The following is an 18,017-nucleotide window of genomic DNA, read 5'->3' as shown; positions in this document are numbered from 1 at the left end:
CATGTCACGCAAGACCTTCTATGCGCTGTGCGCCGCCGCTGCGATCGGCGCGGCGAGTTTCCTGCCGTCGCTGCTGCCCGGCAGCGGCACCGACGTCGCCCACGCGGGCAGCAACGGCGGCGAAAACGCTGCGCCGGCAACGCCGGTGAACGCCGACGCGCTGGTCAAGCGCGGCCAGTACCTGGCCGCGATGGGCGATTGCGTTGCCTGTCACACCACCCGGGGCGCGAAACCGTTCTCGGGCAATTACGCGGTCCCCAGTCCCTTCGGCACGATGTACACCCCGAACCTGACGCCCGATAATGCGACCGGCATCGGCAAATGGACGTCCGACGACTTCTACCGGGCGATGCACGACGGTGTTTCGAAGGACGGCAGCTATCTCTACCCGGCCTTCCCCTTCACCAGTTACACGAAGATGTCGCGCGCCGATACCGACGCGATTTTCGCCTATCTGACATCCCTGGAGCCGGTCCACAATCCGCAGCGGGCGAACGACATGCCCTTTCCGTTCAACCAGCGGATCATCCTGCTGGGCTGGCGCATCATGTTCTTCCGCAAGGGCGAATACGTGCCCGATACCGCGCAGTCCGCGGAATGGAACCGGGGCAAGTATCTGGTGGATGGCGCGGGCCATTGCGCGATGTGCCATACCCAGCTCAATCCGCTCGGTTCGCCCTACAACGGTTCGGCCTTCTCGGGCGGCCTGATCCCGATCCAGAACTGGTACGCGCCGTCGCTGACGTCGGACCCGCACCTGGGCATCGGCGGCTGGAGCGTCGAGGAATTGTCGCAGTTCCTGACGACCGGCGTTTCCGACAAGGGTGTGGTGTACGGTCCGATGGCCGATGTCGTGCACAACAGCACGCAGTACCTGTCGGCGTCCGATGCCCGCGCGATGGCGCTGTATCTGAAGTCGATCCCGCAGAAAAAGCCGGCGCCCAAGCCGATGCAGTTCGAGGTGTCCGAGGCCTATGGCGAACAGTTGTTCAAGGACGGCGCGAAAATCTATAGGGCCAGTTGCGCGGAATGCCATGGCGACAAAGGCGAAGGCCAGTTGCCGCATTTCCCGCGGCTTGCGAAGAATCAGTCGATTCTGATGCATTCGTCGGTCAACCCGATCCGAATGGTGCTTAACGGCGGCTATCCGCCGGTAACGGCGGGCAACCCGCGCCCTTATGGCATGCCGCCGTTCGCGCAGACGCTGTCGGACCGCGAAGTGGCCGCGGTGGTGTCCTATATCCGCAAAGCCTGGGATAATGGCGCCGGGGCGGTCTCGCCGCAACAGGTCAATGAGTTGCGCTCGGCACCGCTCGACTGATAAGCTGAGTGTCACGGCGGCCGGCAGCGAAGTCTCCATGCTTCGCTACCGGCCGGTTTTTTTTGCGCGGACCGCGCCGGAACATGCCGTTCCGGCATGACCCGGCGCCCGCCGCCGTGCGCGCCCTCGCGGTCCGTGTACCGCAAAGCACCGCCGGAAAGCACCGCGGGCTGGCCGTGCAGTACCATCCGGCACCCATTTCCGGCAACAGGTGTCCCCTTTCGCCGGCCACGCGATCCAGTCTTCGTGGCCTGGCATTCGACCCATCATTCGACCGGCCTCAGACTGGCGCGTTTCCCGCGACGGGCTGGCGAAACTTGAGATTTCATGTCTTTTACCGAACTCGGACTATCCGAACCCCTGCTGCGCGCCGTGGCGGACCTGGGCTATGAAACGCCTACGCCGATCCAGCAGCAGGCCATTCCCGTCGTCCTCGAAGGGGGCGACCTGCTCGCGGGCGCCCAGACGGGCACCGGCAAGACCGCCGGCTTCACCCTGCCGCTGCTCGAGCGTCTGTCGCGCTCGCCGGCACGCAACCAGGGCAACGGCAAGCCGGCGATCCGCGCGCTGGTGCTGACCCCTACCCGCGAACTCGCCGCCCAGGTCGAGGAAAGCGTGCGCGACTATGGCAAATATCTGAAGCTGAAGTCGATGATGATGTTCGGCGGCGTGGGCATCCATCCGCAGATCGACCAGTTGCGGCGTGGTGTCGATATCCTCGTCGCCACGCCCGGCCGGCTCCTCGACCATATGCAGCAAGGCACGGTCGACCTGTCGCAGATCGAGATCTTCGTGCTCGACGAGGCCGACCGGATGCTCGACATGGGCTTCATCCGCGATATTCGCAAGGTGCTGGCGAAGCTGCCGGCGCGGCGTCAGAACCTGCTCTTCTCGGCCACGTTCTCCGACGAGATCAAGAGCCTGGCCGCGGGCTTGCTGGACGCGCCGAAGATCATCGAGGTGGCGCGCCGCAACACCACCGCGCAGACCGTCGACCAGCGCGTCTACCTGGTGGACCGGGAGCGCAAGCGCGAACTGTTGACGAAACTGATCCGCGACAACAACTGGTTTCAGGTGCTGGTCTTCACGCGCACCAAGCACGGCGCGAACCGACTGGCCGAGCAACTGGACAAGGACGGTATCAAGGCGCTGGCGATTCACGGCAACAAGAGCCAGTCGGCGCGGACCCGTGCGCTGTCCGAATTCAAGGATGCGACGCTGCAGGTGCTCGTCGCCACCGATATCGCCGCGCGCGGCATCGATATCGACCAGTTGCCCCATGTCGTCAACTTCGATCTGCCGAACGTCCCCGAGGACTACGTGCACCGTATCGGCCGCACCGGACGTGCCGGCGCGACCGGCGAAGCGTGGTCGCTGGTCTGCATCGACGAGAAACAGTTGCTGATCGATATCGAGAAGGTCATCGGCCGCAGCTTCCCGAAGGAAATCGTGCCGGGCTTCGAACCGGATCCGTCGATCAAGCCGGAACCGATCCAGAAGCGCGGGGACCGCTCGGGTGGCGGAGGCCGCAACCAGGCACCGCGCGCGCCGCAGGGTGCCCCGCGCGGAGAAAACGGCCGCAGCGGCGGCGGCAATCATGGTGGGAATGGCGGCGGCCGCCCGGCAGCCGCGAGCGGCCGTGGTAACGGTGGCAGCGGCAATGGTGGCAATGGTGGCGGCAATCCGGCCACGCCGCGTTCCGCCCCGGCCCGGGGCGGCGCGCCCGCGGGCGCCGACGGCCGGCCCGCAGCGCTGCTGAGCCAGTCGGCCGGCCGCAACGGCAACCGTTCGAAGTAAAAGCAGCGGCGGACGCTGGCGGCACTGACCCGGTCAAGCCGGGCGGCGTCGCATCCAGGAAAAAAAGGGGCGTGACCGGTTGCCGGTCACGCCCCTTTTGCGAATTGACGCATGCGGCCCATCTGCTCGCGCCAGCGGGCCAGGGTCGCCGCCTCGTCGGCAAGCGCGTAGCGCATTCCGGAAGTCAGCGTCGCATACGGCACGCCCTGCGCCTCGCCGCCGTCGAGTCGCATCAGGTGGCACACGGGATGGCCGGCATCCGCCGCGAGCGCAGGGGCCTCGCTGCGGCGAGTAAGCAGCCGCCACTGGTGGAAACGCCCCTCGAACACGAAGCTCAGTACCGCCCGGCCGCGCGCACGCAGGCAATGACTGCTGCGCGACGTCTGCCAGAGCGCCAGGACCAGATGCCGGCTGTCCGGCGCAAAGACCTCGGCAAGGCCAAGAAGTGCGGTGCGCGGCCAGCCCTGCTCGTCGACGGTGGTCAGCGATAAGGTGAACCCGGCGCGGCCTTTATCCGGAAGGCCGGATGTCACCGCTTCGCCATCGAACCAGCGCAGCAGGACATCGTCCAGGGAGACGAGGGACGTGCGCGTGGTTGCGCCCGCGTCCCTATCCGGAGCCGGCACGCTGGCGCTCACTGCCGCCGTCGGCGCGGTTCGGCCGCTTCAGCGGAAAAAGACATGCTGGGTGATTTTCGTCAGCGGAAACTGGATGCCGGACTGCAGCCGCATCGGCAGATCGAGCGGCTTGAGCAGCATCTTGATGCACATGTCAGCGGAAAGATTGCGCTTGACCAGCCCGTTGACCCGCTTGCTCATCGAGCGGAAACGTTCGCTCTTCACCGCATCCTGATCGTAGCGTTCGGCATACACGTGGCGCAGTGCAATATCGGAATCCTCGCTGCGCATTTCCATCAAACGTCGCGTCAGCGCCCCGAACACCGCCAGCCGGCCGTTGCGCTCGACCGCGTTGTATTTCTTGAAATAATTCAGGAAATGCTTGTAGTGGCGCACTTCGTCGGAACGGATGTTCGCGGTCAGCTGCTTGAGGACCGGCTCGTCGCACGACTCGTTGATCGCGCGATACAGCGTCGCGGTTCCGGTCTCGACGACGCAACGCGCCGCCATTTCGAGCGCGCGCGTTTTTTCGAAGTCCTCGATCTTGCACGTCAGCGAGTATTCCGCGAAAAACTGCTTGAAAGCCTTGTCCCAGTCGAAGTCCGGCCAGGCGCAGGCGATGTACTTCTTCAACGCCCGCCCGTGCTGCAGCTCCTCGACTTCCCAATGCGCGTCGAGCCATTGCGCCACTTCCTCGTCGCCCTCGAAATAGGTCGACAGATTGCGGCTGTAAAGATCCGAACCGCTCTCGATGAACGACGATGCACACAACAGCACCACCAAATCCTCGTTTTTCGCGGCCAGATCCGGATCGATGGCGTCGAAATCGATGTCTTCGAGCCGCCACGGTAGCGGCGGTACATAGTCGGTTTGCACTTTTACTGCCTCCGAGAACCGTGCCGGTGGTAAGTGCCGGTGCCCGGCAGAAACCCGCCCCCGGCCACGTTGGCATTCTTATTCGCCATAATAATGAAAATTCCCGTCACACGCGGGATGGAAAATGCGCCGCGCAGGGCTTTTCCCCTGGCGGCAGTCCATGGTGCCTTGCGCCAGGCCAACGAAGCCGCCGGCCCGCCTGCCTGGAAGGCAGTTTGCGCAAGCGGCCCGCGCCTGTCAAACGGCGCGTACCGCCTTCACGATTTAATTTGTTACGCCATCTATCTGCGCTCGGAAAGCGGCATCGGGGACGCGCAGGCGGCCCGCGCGACGCGATCGACGGCGGGTATTGTCGCAGGATCGGCCGGCGCGTGCAGACTTGCGATGAATACACGATCGGGGCACGGCGCGCGGCGGCGCGGCCGCGGGCGGTGCCGGCGGCAGCCGGGACTCAGCCAGGGAGCAATTGCACGACCCCGCTCTGCGCCCCTGCGGCATAGCCGCGCAGGGTGTCGCCGAAGCCGCCCGCCGCGCGAGCGTCCAGCCGCGCGCTGGTGGTGACCCGCGGCAGCGCGCTCCACGCAATGTCGACGCCGACAGCCAGCAGCGCCTCCACCAGCGCCACGTCCTCGCTGAGCGCGAGCGGCGGGAAACCGCCGGCGCGCCGGTAGGCATGGGCGCTGACGCCCATGTTCGCGCCGTGGATGTGACGGTGCCCGTCGGCATCCAGGTAATGCTCGGCGAAATGCCGGCGCACCCGTTCCAGCTGCGCGCCATGCGGCGACCAGTCGCCCACCGACACCGTCCCACAGACCGCCTCGGCCCGCAGACCAAGCTGGGCGACGAGCCAGTCCGGCGACACGACGGTATCGGCATCGGTAAACGCGAGCCAGCGCGCGCCGGCGGCGAGCTGATGGTCGGCGCCCGCCGCGCGCGCGCGGCCGACATTGCGCGCGCCGATCGTCAGCGTCGCCACGCCCAGCGACGCCGCGATCATCGCGGAAGCGTCGGTGCAGGCATCCAGCACCACCAGGATCGCCACGTCCTCGCCCTGCAGGTCCGGATGGCCCGCGGCGAGCTGGATCGAGGCGAGACAGTCGCGCAGGCCGTGTTGTTCGTTATGCGCCGGGATAACGATGCCGATCATAAGCCCTCGCAGTGCGCAACCGAGCGCGGATCGTTCGACCAGACGTCGAGCAGCATATCCGCATCCTCGTAATGGGCCAGCCGGTGCAAACCGGCGCGCGCATCGAAAGCGGCATGCACGTCGTCGCCGCTGGCCTCCCAGCCTTCGATCGGGTAGCGCCAGTGACATGCCAGGAAAGTTCCTCCCGGCAGCAGCGACGCCTCGATCCGCGCGCCCAGCACGTCGCGCTGCGCGGAATCCAGGTAGTAGCCGAGTTCGCTGATGACCACCAGATCGAAGCGTTCGTCCGGCCAGTTCTCGGGCAGAATCAGCCGTTCGACCCGGACATGGGTGGCGTCGACGAGCCGTTCCTCCGCCAGGGCGGCCGCCCGAGGGCTGCCGTCGCTCGCGAGCAGACGCTCGCAGCGCGTGGCCAGTTCCGCGGCCAGTTCGCCGTTCGCGCAACCGGGCTCGAAACCGCTCGCGTAGCGCGCCTTGGGCAGCATCGCCAGCGTCAGCGCGCGCTTGCGGCGCTCGTACCACCGCTGGCGGAACTGCCAGGGGTCGTCGCTCGCAGCGAACATGTTCTCGAAATACGCCTGGTCGAAACCCGCCGGCGGCGTCTCCTTGCCTACAGTCTCCATGCCTGCTCCCCCGTGGTTCGCTGCTCGATACCCGCACGGCCGTAGGCCGCCAGGTCACGTTCCGCATGGCTCTGCCGCAGAAACACGGGCAGATCCGTCATCAGTGCCGCGAAGCGCGCATCGCGGCACAGGGGCCCGGCACCCAGCGCGCGGCCGGCCGCGCGCAGCACCCTTTCCGCCAACGCTTCGATTTCCAGCCGGACCCGCATGGCCAGCGCCTGGGCGGGCGCCTGGGGGACGGCATCGATCGCTGCCGCGCTCTCGCGCAGCAGCGTCACCGCCGCCGCCAGCGCCAGGTCCAGCTCGGCGGCGTAGAGCGCCGACAGATCGTCGAGCGCGCCACCGGCCGCACGGACTGCGAGGCGCGCCATCGCATAACGGCCGATCGCCGCTGCCGCGCCGTACCAGCAGGCACCGATCCCCGCGCCGCCATGCCAGAACCCGGGGCGCGCCAGATATTCCCCGGGCGCACCGACGAGCGTCGCCGCGGCGTTCTCGAATACCACGTCGACGCTCGCGGTAGCCGCCATGCCCCGGGCATGCCAGCCCTCTCCCGTCACACGCACGCCGGGCTGATCGAGTGCCACCTGCGCCAGGCAGGCGGTCTGGTCGTCAAGCCAGGCCGTGACCAGCGCATGCGTCACGCTCGCCGCGCCCGAGCACCACGCCTTGCGGCCATCCAGGCGCAGGTCGAGGGCGTTGTCGGGGGCGCCAACGCTGCCGGCGGTGCGGGCGGCACCCGCGCGGCGGACTTCTGCGACACCGGGAGCAGGCATACCCGCGGCGTCGGCGCCCCGCCGGGCAACCAGGCGGGCCTGCGGCGGCTCGGCCGCCCAGACTGCCCAGCGCGTGCCGCGCGGCGCGGGCGGCGCGCCCAGCTCCGCGAGAATCGCTACCGCGTCGGTGTGCCCTTCATAAAGCTTGACGAGACCCACGTCGTGCGCGGCGACGTCGGCCAGCATGCGCCAGCGTGCCAGCGTCGCGCCGGGCGCCGCGCCGGGCAGCGGCGGACGGTCGACGCCACGCTCGACGAGCAACGCCAGCGCCGCGCCGACCTGACCCGCGTCGTACGGCGGTGCCAGGCCCGCTTCTCCCGCCGCCAGCACGTCGAGCGCACGCCGCAGCGCGCCGTCGTGGTCGGGCGGCGACGGTTTTTCTGAAAGTGCCGAATCGTGTAGGGCGTGCATGGGTCGAAGTGGTTGATACCCCGGCAGGAAGTGCGGCGGTCCGTCGCGCGCGCCGAGTTACCGGTCACGCAGCGCGGGGTTCGCCTGCACAGAATCGTCCCCCCGATACCCGGTGGGTCGGTAGCGCAGCGAACCATAAGCAATAATCGTGCACGGTTACCGTTTATTTCACGGCCATGGGCCCGGACGGCTTTTTTCTTCGCGCGCCAGGCCGCACGCCGTCCGGGCTTTCGCCCGCGCAACACGCTATAATCGCCGGCTGTGCTGCGTGTGCGCCGCTGACGGCCGCGCACGGCCTTCCCCCCGCCCCCAGGTCAACCACTGCGAACGGCGCTCATGACGACGAACGACACGAAAAAAGTATTCATCAAGACCTATGGCTGTCAGATGAACGAGTACGACTCCGACAAGATGGTCGACGTGCTCGGCGCCGCGCACGGTCTGGTCCAGACGCATAGCGTGGACGATGCCGACGTGATCCTTTTCAATACCTGCTCGGTGCGCGAAAAAGCGCAGGAGAAGGTCTTTTCGGAACTCGGGCGCGCGCGCGCGCTGAAGGAAGCGAAGCCGGATCTGATCATCGGCGTCGGCGGCTGTGTCGCCAGTCAGGAAGGCGCGGCGATCGTCGCGCGCGCACCGTATGTCGATGTCGTTTTCGGGCCGCAGACGCTGCACCGGTTGCCCGGCATGATCGACGCGCGGCGCCGCAGCGGGCGTTCCCAGGTGGATATTTCCTTTCCCGAGATCGAGAAGTTCGATCACCTGCCGCCCGCGCGGGTCGAGGGACCGAGCGCCTTCGTATCGATCATGGAAGGCTGCAGCAAATACTGCAGCTACTGCGTGGTGCCGTATACGCGCGGCGAGGAAGTGTCGCGCCCGCTCGACGACGTCCTGACCGAGATCGCCGAACTGGCCGACCAGGGCGTGCGCGAGGTGACGCTGCTCGGCCAGAACGTGAATGCCTATCGCGCGCCGGTCTCCAAGGGCGGCCTCGACCAGATGGATTTCGCGTCGCTGATCGAGTTCGTCGCGGAGATCCCGGGCATCGAACGCATTCGCTACACCACGTCGCATCCAAAGGAATTCACGCAACAGTTGATCGACGCCTACGCGAACGTACCGAAACTGGTGGATCACCTGCACCTGCCGGTGCAGCACGGCTCGGACCGGGTGCTGATGGCCATGAAACGCGGCTATTCGGTGCTGGAATACAAATCGATCATCCGCAAGCTGCGGGCGATACGGCCGAACCTTTCGGTTTCGACCGACTTTATCGTCGGTTTTCCGGGCGAGACGGCGGGCGATTTCGACAAGATGATGGCGCTGGTCGAGGACATCGGCTACGACACCAGCTATTCCTTCATCTACAGCCCGCGCCCCGGCACGCCGGCAGCCAGCCTGCACGACGATACGCCGCACGCGGTGAAGCTTGCCCGCCTGACGCATCTGCAGGCAACGATCGAGGCGAACGTGCGCCGCATCAGCGCATCGATGGTCGGCAGCGTGCAGCGGGTGCTGGTCGAGGGGCCGTCGCGCAAGGACCCGAACGAACTGCACGGGCGCACCGAGAACAACCGGGTCGTCAATTTTCCGGCATCGCCGGCCGCGCTCGCGCGCCTGCCCGGGCAGATGATCGATGTCCTGATCGACCAGGCCTACCCGCATTCGCTGCGCGGCCAGATCGTGACGGCCGATACGGACGCCGCACCGCAACAGCCCGTCTTGCACACCTGACTACCGGTCTGACGTTGCGGCGCTCCCTGCGCCCGGTCGACCGGTTCACCCCCTTGATGTCCCGGAGAAGGAAGGCTCCCTGGCCTTGAAAATCGCTCAAGAAGAATTCACCGCGCCGCGCGACGACAATACGCGGCTTGCCAACCTGTGCGGCCCGCTCGACGAGAACCTGCGGCAGGTCGAGCAGGCCTTCGACGTGACGCTGGCGCGTCGCGGGCACCGCATCGCGGTGCGCGGCCGCAACGCGAAACTCGCCGTGGCGGCGCTGGAAGATTTCTACAACCGTGCCCGCAATCCGCTGTCGCTCGACGATGTGCAGCTCGGCCTCGTCGAGGCGCGCCAGACGGGCGGCACCACCACCCGCAGTGCCGGACGCAGCAGTACGCCCGGCACGTCCGCCGGCGCGCGCGCCGCCTACGAACGCGGCACCGTCGGCCCGTCCCATGCCACCCCCGTGACCGACGCGGGTCCGGGCGACCCGGATGCGCCGGCGGCGGGCCCGGCGCTGGGGGCCGTGCCGCCGCCGGTCGGTCCGGAACCGATCGTGCTGCACACGCGGCGCACCGACCTGCGCGGCCGCACGCCCACCCAGCACGAATACCTGAAGAACATCCTCGCGCACGATGTCACGTTCGGCCTCGGGCCCGCGGGCACCGGCAAGACCTATCTGGCCGTGGCCTGTGCGGTCGACGCGCTCGAGCGCGACCAGATCAAGCGCATCGTGCTCACGCGCCCGGCGGTGGAGGCAGGCGAGCGGCTCGGCTTCCTGCCCGGCGACCTGACGCAGAAGGTGGATCCCTACCTGCGTCCGCTGTATGACGCGCTCTACGACCTGCTGGGTTTCGACCGCACCGCGAAGATGTTCGAGCGCCAGATGATCGAGATCGCGCCGCTCGCCTACATGCGCGGGCGCACCCTGAACCACGCGTTCATCATTCTCGACGAGGCGCAGAACACCACGCCGGAACAGATGAAGATGTTCCTCACGCGTATCGGTTTCGGCTCGAAGGCGGTGGTGACCGGCGACACCACGCAGGTCGACCTGCCCCGTGGCCACAAGAGCGGTCTGGTGGAGGCGCAGGAGGTGCTGGGCGACGTGCGCGGCATCGCGATGACGCGCTTCACCAGCGCCGACGTCGTCCGGCATCCGCTGGTCGGCCGCATCGTCGACGCCTACGATGCGCACATGCTGCGCATGGGACGCGGCACGTGAGCGGCGAGCCTTCCATGCCGGCCGCGGCGCCGGCTGCATCCGCGGCGGCGGTGCCGCCGCGTCTGGACCTGAACATCCAGTTCGTCGCACCGGCTTACCCGACGCATCGCAAGCTGCTCACGCGCGCGCGCCTCAAGCGCTGGGCCGGCGCCGCGCTCTTCGCGGACGCGACGCTCACGCTGCGCTTCGTCGACGCCGAGGAAGGCCGCACGCTGAACCGCTCGTTTCGGGGACGCGACTACGCGACGAACGTGCTGACGTTCGCGTACGCCGAATCGGCGGACGATCCGGTCAGCGGCGACCTCGTCCTCTGCTGCCCCGTCGTCGAGCGCGAAGCCGCCGAACAGGGCAAGACGCTCGACGCGCACTATGCGCATCTCGTCGTGCATGGCGTTCTGCATGCCCAGGGCTATGACCACGAGGACGACGCCGAGGCCGTCGAGATGGAGTCGATCGAGACCGAGTTGCTGCTCGCGCTCGGCCATGCCGACCCCTACGCCGACGCGCAAACGGGCCGCATCGCCGACGAACCTGCGGCGCCGGGCGCGTTTCCCGGCGCGAACGTGCCATGAGCGAGATCGACGACAACGACATACCGGAACGCGAGGCGCCGGAAGGCGGCGCGGATGCCCTCGCCCTGCCGGCCGTCCCCCATGCCGATACGCCGCCTGCGCCGCCTGCGCCGATCGCGGACGAGGCGTCGCCCGAGGCCACCGCGCCCCCGCCCGCCGTGTTCCAGAACGCCGGCTACCCGCCGCCCGTTGGCGACAGCGCCTTTCTCAGCGAAGAGCGGCTGGCCGCCTCGCTGACGGCGTGCTTTCGCGAGCATGCCCCCGGCGAGGATATCTGGCTGTTCGGCTATGGCTCGCTGATCTGGAACCCCGGCCTGCCGGTCGAGGAATCCTGCCCGGCGCGCGTCAACGGCTACCATCGCGGCTTGTATATGTGGTCGCGTCACAACCGCGGCACGCCCGAGCGGCCCGGACTCGTGCTTGCCGTAGACCGCGGCGGCTCCTGCCCGGGCGTGGCCTTTCGCCTGTCGCCGGTGGGCGCGCAGCCGCATCTCGTGACGCTGTGGCGCCGCGAGATGTCGATGGGCGAGTACCGGCCGGCCTGGCTGCGCTGCGTGCTGGCCGATGGCCGGGCGGTGCGCGCGCTATGCTTCGTCATCCGCCGGGAATCCAGCGCCTATGCCGGGCGTTTGCCCGACGACATCATCCGCTGGGTGTTCCAGCATGCGCACGGCCACTACGGCAGCACCCTCGAATATGTCGAGAAAACCGTCGCGGCGCTGAACGCCGGCGGCATCCCCGATCGGGCCCTCGACGCGCTGCTGCGGCGCTGCCGCAACCCCGCTGCGGCGGCTCCCGAACCACGATAGTGTATGCTTCACTATCCCGATAGGAACCTTTGCGTCCTGACGCCAGCGTTTTTCCCGCCCGCCCGATTGCGATGCCGTTTGGTCGCCGCCGGAAATCCGCGACGCACCTGACGATCCGACGCGCCACCATGAACGACTCATATCCCAGTCGAAGATCCGCCGACCGACCCCGCTCGCTGCTCGAGCGGCTGACCGACCTGATTTCCCCCGAACCCGAATCCCGGGCGGAGCTGCTCGAGATCCTGCAGGACGCGCACGAACGCAACCTCATCGACGCGGATTCGCTGTCGATGATCGAGGGCGTGTTCCAGGTCGCCGAGATGAGCGCGCGCGACATCATGGTGCCCCGCGCCCAGATGGACGCGATCAACATCGCCGAGTCGCCCGAGGAATTCATCCCCTTCGTGCTCGACAAGGCGCACTCGCGCTATCCGGTGTTCGAGGGCGGCCGGGACAATGTCATCGGCGTGCTGCTCGCGAAAGACCTGCTGCGCTTTTATGCCGAGGAGGAATTCGACGTGCGCGGCATGCTGCGCCCGGCGGTCTTCATCCCGGAATCGAAGCGACTGAACGTGCTGCTGCACGACTTTCGCGTCAATCGCAACCATATCGCGATCGTCGTCGATGAATATGGCGGCGTCGCCGGGCTGATCACGATCGAAGACGTGCTCGAGCAGATCGTCGGCGACATCGAGGATGAATACGACTTCGACGAAGAGGCCGGCAATATCATCGCGGCACCCGACGGCCGCTACCGGGTGCGGGCGCTGACCGAGGTCGCGCAGTTCAACGAGGTCTTCGGCACCCATTACAGCGACGACGAAGTCGATACGATCGGCGGCCTGGTGACCCACCGTTTCGGGCGCGTGCCGCACCGCGGCGAACATGTCGAAATCGACGGCTTCGAATTCGAAATCCTGCGCGGCGACGCGCGGCAGCTGCACGTACTTCTGGTGAACCGGGTCGTGCGCGAGCATCCGGGCGATGCCGGCACCGCGCCCCAGGAAGGCTGACGCCGGGTGAAGAAGCCGATGCGCCGGATCACACTCCGCCCCCCTTGCCCCGATGCCGTCCGTTAGCCATCACGCCCCTTCCCGCCGGCGTTGCGCCGCGACGCTCGCGCTGGGCGCCCTCCTTGGCGGCGCGCATACGCTCGCGTTCGCGCCGACGCAGCATGGCGGCTGGCTGCAATTCCCCGTGTTCGCCGCGCTGTTCTGGTTGATCGCGCAGGCACGCACGCGTCCGGGCGCCGCCGCGCTCGGCCTGGCCTTCGGCTTCGGCAATTTCGTCACCGGCGCGTACTGGCTCTATATCAGCATGCACGACTACGGCGGCATGCCGCCCCCGCTCGCGGGTGGCGCGGTGGTGTTGTTCTCGCTCTATCTGGCCTGCTACCCGGCCCTGGCGTGCGGCGCCTGGCGGGCGACCGAAACCCCGCGCCGTGTGCCGTTCGCCTTCGCGCGCGTTGATGCCGGCGGCGCATCACGCGACGCGCCGCCGGCGACCGCTGGGTCCGCCGGGCCGGCGGGAGCGCTGCTGTCGGCCGCCGTGTTCGGCGCCACCTGGGCGCTGGGCGAATGGCTGCGCGAAACGGTTTTCACCGGTTTTCCCTGGCTGTCGAGCGGCTATGCGCAGGTCGACGGCCCGTTGGCCGGCCTCGCCCCCTTCGTCGGCGTGATGGGCGTCGGCTTCGCGACCGCCAGCGCCGGGGCCCTGCTCGCGCAGTGCCTGTTCGCGCTGCGGCACCGCCGCGGGCAACCGGTGCGCATGGCACTCGTTCCCGGCGCGTGTCTGCTGGCCCTGCTGGGGCTCGGCCTGCTGGGCGCCACCGTGCGTTTCGCGACGCCGCGCCAGGCGCCGCTCACCGTGCGCCTGCTGCAGGGCAACGTCGCGCAGGACATGAAGTTCGAGCAGTCCGAACTCGACCGGTCGATTGCCCTGTACCAGCGCCTGATCACCGAAAAACCGGCGGATCTGATCGTCACGCCGGAAACCGCGCTGCCGATCCTGATCGGCAATACCCCGGCCGAATTCGCACAGACGGTCCGCGCGTTCGCCGACCGCACCGGCAGCGCGATCCTGCTCGGCGCGGCAGGCGTCATCGCCCCGCCCCGCGCGGCCGGGACCCCGGCCGGTGCCGCCGCCCCGCCGGTCGGCTATACCAATTCGATCTTCGGCCTGAGCCCCGGCCGCGGCGAGCTGTACCGCTACGACAAGCATCACCTGGTGCCGTTCGGCGAATTCGTTCCCTGGGGATTTCGCTGGTTCGTCGACCTGATGCACATCCCGCTGGGCGATTTCGCCCGCGGGCCGCTGGTGCAGCCGTCGTTCGCGATCAAGGGCGAGCGCGTTGCCATCGATATCTGCTACGAGGACATCTTCGGCGACGAGATCGCCCGGCGCCTGCGCCGGGCCGCCGACCCCGCCAGCATCCTGGTGAATTCCACCAACCTCGGCTGGTTCGGCAACACCGTCGCACTCGACCAGCATCTGCAGATGGCGCGCATGCGCGCGCTCGAAACGCAGCGCCCGGTCGTGCGCGCGACCAATACCGGCGCGACCGCGGCCATCGATGCGTATGGCCGCGTCACGGACCGCCTGCCGAGCTTCACCACCGGCGCGCTCGACGCCACCGTGCAGGGCACCGTCGGGCTGACCCCCTATGTCCGCTTCGGCGACCTGCCGGTGCTGCTGCTCGCCTTGCTGCTGCTCGGCGCGGCGCGGATCGGACGCCGTTCCGCGCGCCGCCCTCCGCGCTGAGGACCGGTGCGCGACGGCATCCCGCACTTTCACCGCCGCGCAAACGGGTAAAACCCGCGCAGCAATCGCCAACCGCGGCGGTAACGGCTAAAATTGCGCGTTTCGGCCCCGCGCCGGGCCGCGCCGACGGTCCTCGCCCGCGGCTCCGCACGATTATCTGGACACCTGGACGCCACCCAATGCTTACCTTCCAGCAAATCATCCTGACCCTGCAGTCGTATTGGGATAAACAGGGCTGCGCGCTTTTGCAGCCGTATGACATGGAAGTCGGCGCCGGCACCTCGCACACCGCGACCTTCCTGCGCGCGATCGGGCCGGAGCACTGGCGCGCCGCCTACGTGCAGCCCTCGCGCCGCCCGAAGGACGGCCGCTATGGCGAGAACCCGAACCGCCTGCAACACTACTACCAGTATCAGGTGGTCCTGAAGCCCGCGCCGGAAAACATCCTCGACCTGTACTTCGGCTCGCTCGCGGCGCTCGGCCTGGACCTGCAGCAGAACGACGTGCGCCTCGTCGAGGACGATTGGGAAAACCCGACGCTCGGCGCCTGGGGCCTGGGCTGGGAAGTCTGGCTCAACGGCATGGAAGTGACGCAGTTCACCTATTTCCAGCAAGTGGGCGGCATCGACTGCCGGCCGGTGCTCGGCGAGATCACCTATGGCATCGAACGGCTCGCGATGTACCTCCAAAAGGTCGAGAACATCTACGACCTGGTCTGGACGGAGTGGGAGGAAAACGGCGAACGCCGTTCGCTGACCTATGGCGACGTCTTCCATCAGAACGAAGTCGAACAATCGACGTACAACTTCGAGCACTCGAACGCGGAAATGCTGTTCGGTTTCTTCTCGCATTACGAAGCCGAGGCCAAGCGGCTGATCGAGGTGCAACTGGCGCTGCCCGCCTACGAGATGATCCTCAAGGCCGCTCACACCTTCAACCTGCTCGACGCCCGCGGGGCGATCTCGGTGACCGAGCGCGCCGCCTATATCGGCCGGATCCGCGCGCTGTCGCGCCTGGTCGCCCAGGCGTACTACGATTCGCGCGAGAAGCTCGGTTTCCCGATGGCGACCGCCGAGACCCTGGCGTCGCTGGCGGCGACGGCGACCCCGCCTTCGCTGGCTGCCTGACCTTGAATACCATGAGCCAAACTGTCCCGCTTTGTCGCACCCTCCTCGTCGAACTGCTGACCGAGGAATTGCCGCCGAAGGCGCTCGCCCGCCTCGCCGAGGCGTTCGCCGGCGGCCTGGCGAGCCGTCTCGCCGCCGCCGACCTGATCGAGGCCCCGGCCACCGCCGATCCCGCCCCGGCAACCTGCACGATCTACGCAACGCCGCGCCGCCTCGCCGTCGCGATCCACAACGTGCGGTCGGTCTCCCCCGCGCGCCAGGTTCGCCAGAAGGTTTTGCCGGTGAGCGTCGCGCTCGACGCGAATGGCCAGCCCACCGCGCCGCTCGCGAAAAAACTGGCCGCGCTCGGCTTTCCCGATATCGGCGTGGACGAACTGGAACGCGCGCCGGACGGCAAGACCGAGGCTTTCTTCCTCAGCCATACCGCGCCGGGCCGGCATCTGGCCGACGTACTGCAGGCCGCGCTGACCGACACGCTGGCCAGGCTGCCGGTGCCGAAAATGATGCGCTACCAGCGTTACCCGCACGCCTCGCAGCGGGTCGGCCCGGGTAGCGGCGCGGGTGTCGCGACGGATGCCGGTGCAAACACCGCCGTCGGCAGCACCGCCCCCGCTGGCGTGCAGACCGTCGATTTCGCGCGGCCGGTGCACCGTCTGCTGGCGCTGCATGGCGCCGACCTCGTTCCCGTGTCCGCGTTCGGCCTGCCTGCCGGACGCGCCACGCTGGGTCATCGTTTCATGTCGTCCGGCGAAATCGCGATCGACACGGCGGATCACTATGCCGCGCTGCTCGAACAGCGCGGGCGGGTGATCGCGAGCCAGGACGAGCGCCGCGCGTCGATCGAGCGCCAGTTGCTGGCCGCCGCCGGCGCGGACCGTGTCGTGATGCCCGCCGCCCTGGTCGACGAGGTCAGCGCGCTGGTCGAATGGCCGAAGGTCTATGCGTGCAGCTTCGACGCGGCGTTTCTCGAAGTGCCGCAGGAATGCCTGATCCTGACGATGCAGACCAACCAGAAGTATTTCGCCCTGACCGACGCGGACGGCCGGTTGCGACCGCGCTTCCTGGTCGTGTCGAACATCGACACCGCCACGCCCGCCGACATCATCGAAGGCAACGAACGGGTGATCCGTCCGCGTCTCGCCGATGCGCGCTTCTTCTTCCGCCAGGACAAGAAGAAACCGCTCGCCGAGCGGGTGTCGCAACTGGGCGCGGTGGTGTACCACAACAAGCTGGGGTCCCAGCTGCAACGCACGCAACGCGTGGTCGCGATCGCCGAGGCCATCGCACCGCGCGTCGGCGCGGATGTGGCGCGGGCGGCACGCGGCGCGCTGCTGGCAAAGGCCGACCTGACGACCGACATGGTCGGCGAGTTCCCCGAGTTGCAGGGCACGATGGGCACCTATTACGCGCGTCACGACGGCGAAGCCGACGAGGTCGCGCTGGCCTGCTCGGAACATTACCGGCCCCGCTTCTCCGGCGACGCGCTGCCCGCAACGCTGACCGGCACCGTGGTCGCGCTGGCCGACAAGCTCGAAACGCTGGTCGGCATCTGGGGCATCGGCCTTGCTCCCACCGGCGAGAAGGATCCGTTCGCGCTGCGCCGCCATGCGCTCGGCGTGCTGCGCATCCTGATCGAAAAAGCGTTGCCGCTCGACCTGCTGCAATTGCTGCAGGTCAGCTATGCGCAGTTCGCGACGCTGCCGGCGGTGAGCGATCCGGTCGACGCGCTGCGCGTCTTCTTCCTCGACCGCCTGCGCGCGCAGCTGCGCGAACGCGGCTATTCGGCGAACGAGGTCGAGGCGGTGCTGGCCGAACAGCCGACGCGCTTCGACGACATCATCGGCCGGCTCGACGCGGTGCGCGCGTTCGCGGCGCTGCCCGAGGCCGACGCGCTGGCCGCGGCCAACAAGCGGATCGGCAACATCCTGAAAAAAGCCGATGCGGCGGCGATTCCCGCGAGCGTCGACGCGGCGCGGCTGGTGGAACCCGCGGAGCAGGCACTGTTCGCCGACCTGCAACGGGTCGCACCGCTCGCGCAGGCGCACCGCGATGCGGGCCGATACGCCGAGGCGCTGTCGGCGCTCGCCGGATTGCGGGGCAGCGTCGACGCCTTCTTCAACGACGTGATGGTCAATGCCGAGGACGCGGCGCTGCGGGCAAACCGTCTGGCGCTGCTCGCGCAGCTCCACCGCCCGATGAACGCCGTCGCCGACATCTCCAAACTGGCCAGCTGA

The 18,017-nt window shown here is 68.0% G+C and carries 15 protein-coding genes; 10 read left to right on the top strand and 5 right to left on the bottom strand.

Annotation, left to right across the window (positions count from 1 at the left end; all coding sequences use genetic code 11):
- The first annotated feature begins 1 nt into the window (after position 1).
- Both OVY01_RS09110 and OVY01_RS09105 read left to right on the top strand, forming a co-directional pair.
- On the top strand, positions 2-1,321 hold the full coding sequence (locus OVY01_RS09110; protein ID WP_267847133.1) for a c-type cytochrome: 1,320 nt from the start codon (positions 2-4) through the stop codon (positions 1,319-1,321).
- Positions 1,322-1,648: 327 nt separating this feature from the next.
- Positions 1,649-3,118 carry a DEAD/DEAH box helicase gene (locus OVY01_RS09105; protein ID WP_267847132.1) on the top strand — a complete coding sequence of 490 codons (1,470 nt, stop codon included), beginning with the start codon at positions 1,649-1,651 and terminating at the stop codon, positions 3,116-3,118.
- Between the two features lie 86 nt (positions 3,119-3,204).
- On the opposite strand, the gene OVY01_RS09100 is transcribed toward OVY01_RS09105, so the two are convergent.
- The 5 genes from OVY01_RS09100 to OVY01_RS09080 all read right to left on the bottom strand — a co-directional run bounded on the left by OVY01_RS09100 (position 3,205) and on the right by OVY01_RS09080 (position 7,568).
- Positions 3,205-3,756 carry a hypothetical protein gene (locus OVY01_RS09100; protein WP_267847131.1) on the bottom strand — a complete coding sequence of 184 codons (552 nt, stop codon included), beginning with the start codon at positions 3,754-3,756 and terminating at the stop codon, positions 3,205-3,207.
- Between the two features lie 27 nt (positions 3,757-3,783).
- A complete protein-coding gene (locus tag OVY01_RS09095) occupies positions 3,784-4,611 on the bottom strand; it encodes a ferritin-like domain-containing protein (RefSeq protein WP_267847130.1) in 828 nt (275 codons plus the stop codon).
- Positions 4,612-5,062: 451 nt separating this feature from the next.
- Positions 5,063-5,758: a glycosyltransferase family 2 protein gene (locus OVY01_RS09090; RefSeq protein ID WP_267847129.1), complete on the bottom strand. Its 696-nt coding sequence runs from the start codon at positions 5,756-5,758 to the stop codon at positions 5,063-5,065.
- Positions 5,755-6,381, bottom strand: coding sequence for an SAM-dependent methyltransferase (locus OVY01_RS09085; RefSeq protein WP_267847128.1), 627 nt, complete (start codon positions 6,379-6,381; stop codon positions 5,755-5,757). The genes OVY01_RS09090 and OVY01_RS09085 overlap by 4 nt, the downstream gene beginning before the upstream one ends.
- Positions 6,369-7,568: an acyl-CoA dehydrogenase family protein gene (locus OVY01_RS09080; RefSeq protein ID WP_267847127.1), complete on the bottom strand. Its 1,200-nt coding sequence runs from the start codon at positions 7,566-7,568 to the stop codon at positions 6,369-6,371. The genes OVY01_RS09085 and OVY01_RS09080 overlap by 13 nt, the downstream gene beginning before the upstream one ends.
- 336 nt (positions 7,569-7,904) lie before the next feature.
- Between OVY01_RS09080 and miaB the strand changes: the two genes are divergently transcribed.
- The 8 genes from miaB (at position 7,905) to glyS (ending at position 18,017) form a co-directional block, all read left to right on the top strand.
- Positions 7,905-9,302, top strand: a complete 1,398-nt coding sequence (miaB, locus tag OVY01_RS09075) for a tRNA (N6-isopentenyl adenosine(37)-C2)-methylthiotransferase MiaB (protein WP_267847126.1) — start codon at positions 7,905-7,907, stop codon at positions 9,300-9,302.
- An 85-nt stretch (positions 9,303-9,387) separates the two neighbouring features.
- Positions 9,388-10,515 (top strand): PhoH family protein, encoded by a 1,128-nt coding sequence (locus OVY01_RS09070; RefSeq protein WP_267847125.1) that lies wholly within the window; start codon positions 9,388-9,390, stop codon positions 10,513-10,515.
- Between the two features lie 14 nt (positions 10,516-10,529).
- Complete coding sequence (gene ybeY / locus OVY01_RS09065; RefSeq protein WP_267847726.1) at positions 10,530-11,087, top strand: rRNA maturation RNase YbeY; 558 nt, start codon at positions 10,530-10,532, stop codon at positions 11,085-11,087.
- Entirely contained in the window at positions 11,084-11,896 is an 813-nt protein-coding gene (locus OVY01_RS09060; RefSeq protein WP_267847124.1) for a gamma-glutamylcyclotransferase, read from the top strand. The genes ybeY and OVY01_RS09060 overlap by 4 nt, the downstream gene beginning before the upstream one ends.
- Positions 11,897-12,024: 128 nt before the next feature.
- The gene (locus OVY01_RS09055; RefSeq protein ID WP_267847123.1) at positions 12,025-12,909 is read left to right on the top strand and encodes a CorC family transporter; all 885 of its coding nucleotides are present in this window, start codon (positions 12,025-12,027) and stop codon (positions 12,907-12,909) included.
- A gap of 52 nt (positions 12,910-12,961) precedes the next feature.
- Positions 12,962-14,656 (top strand): apolipoprotein N-acyltransferase, encoded by a 1,695-nt coding sequence (gene lnt / locus OVY01_RS09050; RefSeq protein WP_267847122.1) that lies wholly within the window; start codon positions 12,962-12,964, stop codon positions 14,654-14,656.
- Between the two features lie 179 nt (positions 14,657-14,835).
- The gene (glyQ, locus tag OVY01_RS09045; protein WP_267847121.1) at positions 14,836-15,783 is read left to right on the top strand and encodes a glycine--tRNA ligase subunit alpha; all 948 of its coding nucleotides are present in this window, start codon (positions 14,836-14,838) and stop codon (positions 15,781-15,783) included.
- Between the two features lie 11 nt (positions 15,784-15,794).
- Positions 15,795-18,017 (top strand): glycine--tRNA ligase subunit beta, encoded by a 2,223-nt coding sequence (gene glyS, locus OVY01_RS09040; protein ID WP_267847120.1) that lies wholly within the window; start codon positions 15,795-15,797, stop codon positions 18,015-18,017.

The sequence above is a fragment of the Robbsia betulipollinis genome (assembly GCF_026624755.1).
Classification (GTDB): domain Bacteria; phylum Pseudomonadota; class Gammaproteobacteria; order Burkholderiales; family Burkholderiaceae; genus Robbsia; species Robbsia betulipollinis.
This window is presented reverse-complemented; position numbering and strand designations above follow the sequence as displayed.

What these genes read in the sequence shown, in the direction of transcription:
- glyS (WP_267847120.1), top strand. Translation starts at nt 15,795, where the DNA reads ATGAGCCAAACTGTCCCGCTTTGTCGCACCCTCCTCGTCGAACTGCTG.
- OVY01_RS09060 (WP_267847124.1), top strand. Translation starts at nt 11,084, where the DNA reads ATGAGCGAGATCGACGACAACGACATACCGGAACGCGAGGCGCCGGAA.
- OVY01_RS09085 (WP_267847128.1), bottom strand. Translation starts at nt 6,381, where the DNA reads ATGGAGACTGTAGGCAAGGAGACGCCGCCGGCGGGTTTCGACCAGGCG.
- glyQ (WP_267847121.1), top strand. Translation starts at nt 14,836, where the DNA reads ATGCTTACCTTCCAGCAAATCATCCTGACCCTGCAGTCGTATTGGGAT.
- OVY01_RS09080 (WP_267847127.1), bottom strand. Translation starts at nt 7,568, where the DNA reads ATGCACGCCCTACACGATTCGGCACTTTCAGAAAAACCGTCGCCGCCC.
- OVY01_RS09090 (WP_267847129.1), bottom strand. Translation starts at nt 5,758, where the DNA reads ATGATCGGCATCGTTATCCCGGCGCATAACGAACAACACGGCCTGCGC.
- OVY01_RS09105 (WP_267847132.1), top strand. Translation starts at nt 1,649, where the DNA reads ATGTCTTTTACCGAACTCGGACTATCCGAACCCCTGCTGCGCGCCGTG.
- lnt (WP_267847122.1), top strand. Translation starts at nt 12,962, where the DNA reads ATGCCGTCCGTTAGCCATCACGCCCCTTCCCGCCGGCGTTGCGCCGCG.
- OVY01_RS09055 (WP_267847123.1), top strand. Translation starts at nt 12,025, where the DNA reads ATGAACGACTCATATCCCAGTCGAAGATCCGCCGACCGACCCCGCTCG.
- OVY01_RS09110 (WP_267847133.1), top strand. Translation starts at nt 2, where the DNA reads ATGTCACGCAAGACCTTCTATGCGCTGTGCGCCGCCGCTGCGATCGGC.
- miaB (WP_267847126.1), top strand. Translation starts at nt 7,905, where the DNA reads ATGACGACGAACGACACGAAAAAAGTATTCATCAAGACCTATGGCTGT.
- ybeY (WP_267847726.1), top strand. Translation starts at nt 10,530, where the DNA reads ATGCCGGCCGCGGCGCCGGCTGCATCCGCGGCGGCGGTGCCGCCGCGT.